The organism is Mucilaginibacter sp. P4_G9 (assembly GCF_056400985.1).
In genome coordinates this window covers 1-3,639 of record NZ_JBFUKF010000471.1, presented here as the reverse complement: position 1 = coordinate 3,639, position 3,639 = coordinate 1, and the positions used below count along the sequence as shown (strand labels likewise).

The 3,639-nt window shown below is 41.1% G+C and carries 4 protein-coding genes; 2 read left to right on the top strand and 2 right to left on the bottom strand.

Features of this window, described 5'->3' with window-relative positions; genetic code table 11:
- Positions 1–516: 516 nt before the first annotated feature.
- Both AC1DPZ_RS23945 and AC1DPZ_RS23940 read right to left on the bottom strand, forming a co-directional pair.
- The gene (locus AC1DPZ_RS23945; protein WP_477408204.1) at positions 517–912 is read right to left on the bottom strand and encodes a hypothetical protein; all 396 of its coding nucleotides are present in this window, start codon (positions 910–912) and stop codon (positions 517–519) included.
- 68 nt (positions 913–980) lie between these two features.
- Positions 981–1,532, bottom strand: coding sequence for a dihydrofolate reductase family protein (locus tag AC1DPZ_RS23940; RefSeq protein ID WP_477408202.1), 552 nt, complete (start codon positions 1,530–1,532; stop codon positions 981–983).
- A 28-nt stretch (positions 1,533–1,560) separates the two neighbouring features.
- Between AC1DPZ_RS23940 and AC1DPZ_RS23935 the strand changes: the two genes are divergently transcribed.
- On the top strand, positions 1,561–1,875 hold the full coding sequence (locus tag AC1DPZ_RS23935) for a hypothetical protein (RefSeq protein WP_477408200.1): 315 nt from the start codon (positions 1,561–1,563) through the stop codon (positions 1,873–1,875).
- Between the two features lie 118 nt (positions 1,876–1,993).
- Positions 1,994–3,639, top strand: a 1,646-nt coding sequence (ligD, locus tag AC1DPZ_RS23930; protein ID WP_477408198.1) for a non-homologous end-joining DNA ligase, incomplete at its 3' end; no start/stop codon positions are given.

The following is a 3,639-nucleotide window of genomic DNA, read 5'->3' as shown; positions in this document are numbered from 1 at the left end:
CTAACCAATTATAAACCTAAATTATGAGAAGAGCTGTAAGGGAGGTCTCGAACCATCTGTTGCTGCCGTTCAGCGCCTTACATTTATTACACTGCAAATATACAACACATCTTTTATTTTGCAAATGTTTTAAGTAAAAATATTAATTATTAACAATTTGATAAAAATTAACAACTTACTATGTAATATTGATAATAAAATAATTGTTGTTTTAACACGTTATCGCCTGTATATCAATATGTTTATTTTAAGCATCAATGATATCAATATGACTTTGAATTTTAAAAAGTAGTAAACTTTATAAAAAATATCACAAAGTTTACAGCATTCGATTTCGCGTATTAAAAATAAATACGTTATTTTTTATGAATTATTGTATGATTTACATTAATTATTTTCTTTTTGTGGTAATATTGGTTAGCCAACAATAAGTAGTAAAACAACAAGTATAAATTTAAAAGCCGCGGTACTTATGGCGGCTTTTAAGGGTTCAATCAATAAAATAATATTACAGCATTAATTCTGTGCGGCGGGTGCGGCATCAGCCTTTTTCTTAGCTTCCTTTTTTTCTTTTTTCGCTGCTACTAAAGCAACATATTTAGTTTTTTGCTCAGGAGTAAGTATCGCCTTTAATTTCGCATCAGCCTGGTCACGTATCAGTTTATGCGCATATTTCTGCTCTTTTTTGTCATTGGTTGTTTTAAGCGCTTTTAAGCTATCCAGGCTTTTAGCCTGCTCCAGCAACACGGCGTTCACCTTACTGATCTGGCTATTGTTAAGGTTTAATTGTTGGGTTAATACCTTGGTTTGTTTGGATGCTTTTAAAGCAGGTGTTACAGGGGCTTTGTCTTGTGCATTAGCAAACAGGCCTAAACCGGCTATAAGCGCTATCATTAATAATAACTTTTTCATAGTTTATGTTTTTTGTGGTGGTACGACTGGTTTTTTGGGTATTGGTTTAACTCCTGCCAATTTACATTTTATAATAATTGATAGGCAAGCAACACAGCCCCGCTTTCAAATATTTTGGTATCCGTTAATTCCAGGTTGAGTTGTTTGTTTACGCCGTTGAATATCGGTGTACCGCTGCCCAGGGCTATTGGGTCAATCATGAGCTGAATGCCATCTAACAAACCCTCGTCGGCCAGTTGGCTAATGATATTGCCGCTGCCCAATATCGTCAGGTCGTGGCCGGGTGTTTGCTTTAGCTTTTTAACTTCGGCTATCATGTCGCTGACGATTGTAGTATTTTGCCAGTCTGCCTTTTTTAATGTTTTTGAGAAAACAATTTTTTGGGCGTCGTTCATGCCTTTGGCAACTTCGGGCATGCTTTCCAGGGCCATAGGCGAAGGCCAGAAACCGGCCATCATTTCATAGGTGATACGCCCAAAAAGCAATATGTTACCGGCCTGCATATTATCCCCGGCAAACCTGCTGCCTTCGTCGTCATGTTCATGCCAGGCGGTTGTGCCACTGGCATCTTTATAAAAACCATTTAAGGTTACAAAATTAAATGCTGTTAACTTTCTCATGATGTTTGATTTTTAGATCGTTTAAAATTTGACTTATACATCTATATCAAATGGAACAACAAATATTGGACAAAGGGTTTTAAAAAAATATTTTGAAACAAGTGGGCTTCCTCCCGGCACACTTCTTGTGTCAATTGATTATTGTTTACTTAATTATCAGATCATGAAAAATCAACAGGATTTAAATCGCAGTGGAAATATGCAGGGTAATTCAACATCCGACAGGGCTTTTACAGATCAAAAAGCGGCAAAAAAACAAGCTGGTATCACTAATGGCGGCGGCCAGCGCAGCGACCAAACCTCTAATCGGGATAATGRTCGTAAAATAGCTAATAAAAAATAACGATTTCATTTTGCCCTCTTCTCGGGAGAGGGCTTTAACGCTGATGTAAACTTCGGGATTTAATTACGCCGAAACTTTCTCTCGCCGTATGATGTTATCCTAAAAAACATCATTTATCATGAGCCTGGAAAAATATGCCGAAAAGCGGGATTTTACCAAGACCGCCGAGCCCAAAGCCGGAAAAAGCCGGGATAAGGATAGCCTTACCTTTGTTATTCAAAAACACGATGCTTCACGCCTGCATTATGATTTCAGGCTGGAGATGGATGGTGTACTCAAAAGCTGGGCAATACCCAAAGGGCCATCCACCGACCCTAAAACCAAGCGGCTGGCCATGATGGTGGAGGATCATCCCTATGATTACCGAAATTTTGAGGGCATCATTCCGCAGGGCGAATATGGCGGCGGTACAGTCATTGTATGGGATGAGGGGACATATGAGCCCATTGAAGAAATAAAAGATAAAAAACAACAGGAAAAGGCACTGCTTAAACAACTAAAATCAGGTTCGCTCAAAATAAAGCTGCACGGCAAAAAACTGGAGGGCGAGTTTGCCCTGGTTAAAACCCATGGCATGGGCGATAATGCCTGGCTGCTGATTAAACACGATGATGATTTTGCATCTAAAAAGGATGTCACTAAAGAAGATAAATCGGTGCTCTCTGGTAAAACCATTGAGGCCATGGAAAAAACCGGCGACAAGGTTTGGCAGCATGGTCATGCAGAGGATATAGAAAAGCCAAAGAAGCCGGCATCAATAAAAAAATTGATTGAAGYAACCGAGCCTAAAGAAAGTGTGGCCGAGCCGGAGGATATTGATACCACTGCTATATTAAAAAAAGCGCCCAAAGCCAAAATTCCAACGGGAATAAAGCCCATGCTGGCAACTTTGGTTGATGAGCCCTTTGATGATCCTGATTGGGTTTACGAGGTGAAATGGGACGGCTACCGCGCCCTTGCTTTTATCAATAAAGGCGAGGTGGAATTGCTATCGCGTAATAACAAAACCTTTAACGAAAAATTTTACCCCATCCGTAAACTGTTGCAGGGCTGGGAGATTAATGCAGTGCTTGATGGCGAAATATTGGTTTTGAATGATAAGGGAATCTCCAATTTCGGCAACCTGCAAAACTGGCGCAGCGAGGCCGATGGCGAATTGGTTTACTACGTGTTCGATATTCTTTGGTACGATGGTAAAAACCTCATGGACCTACCCCTTACCCGGCGCCAGGCTATATTAAAGGCTGTTTTACCTGCCGATGATGACCGCATCCGCGTAAGCAAAGTATTTAATGCCAGTGGTACCGACTTTTTTAAAGCAGCCGAAAGGATGGGCCTGGAGGGGATTATCGCCAAAAAAGCAAGCAGTACCTACTCGGCAGATCTGCGGTCGAAAGAATGGCTTAAGATCAAGGTTAGCAAACGGCAGGAGGTGGTAATTGCCGGCTTTACCAAAAACGAGGATACCTCAAAGCATTTCAGCTCTTTGCTGTTGGGGGTTTATGAGGGTGAAAGTCTGCAGTATGTGGGTAAAGTGGGTACCGGCTTTTCGGATAAGGTACAAAAGGAAATGATGGCGCAGTTTAAGCCGCTCATTACCGATAAAAGTCCGTTTGATACCATACCGGATGTGAACAAGCCATCACGTTTCAGGCCAAATCCACCTAAAGCAAAAGCAACATGGTTGAAGCCTGATCTGGTTTGCGAAGTAGCTTTCAGCGAAGTAACCAGCGACGGTGTTTTTCGCCACCCATCATTCCAGGG

What these genes read in the sequence shown, in the direction of transcription:
- AC1DPZ_RS23945 (WP_477408204.1), bottom strand. Translation starts at nt 912, where the DNA reads ATGAAAAAGTTATTATTAATGATAGCGCTTATAGCCGGTTTAGGCCTG.
- AC1DPZ_RS23940 (WP_477408202.1), bottom strand. Translation starts at nt 1,532, where the DNA reads ATGAGAAAGTTAACAGCATTTAATTTTGTAACCTTAAATGGTTTTTAT.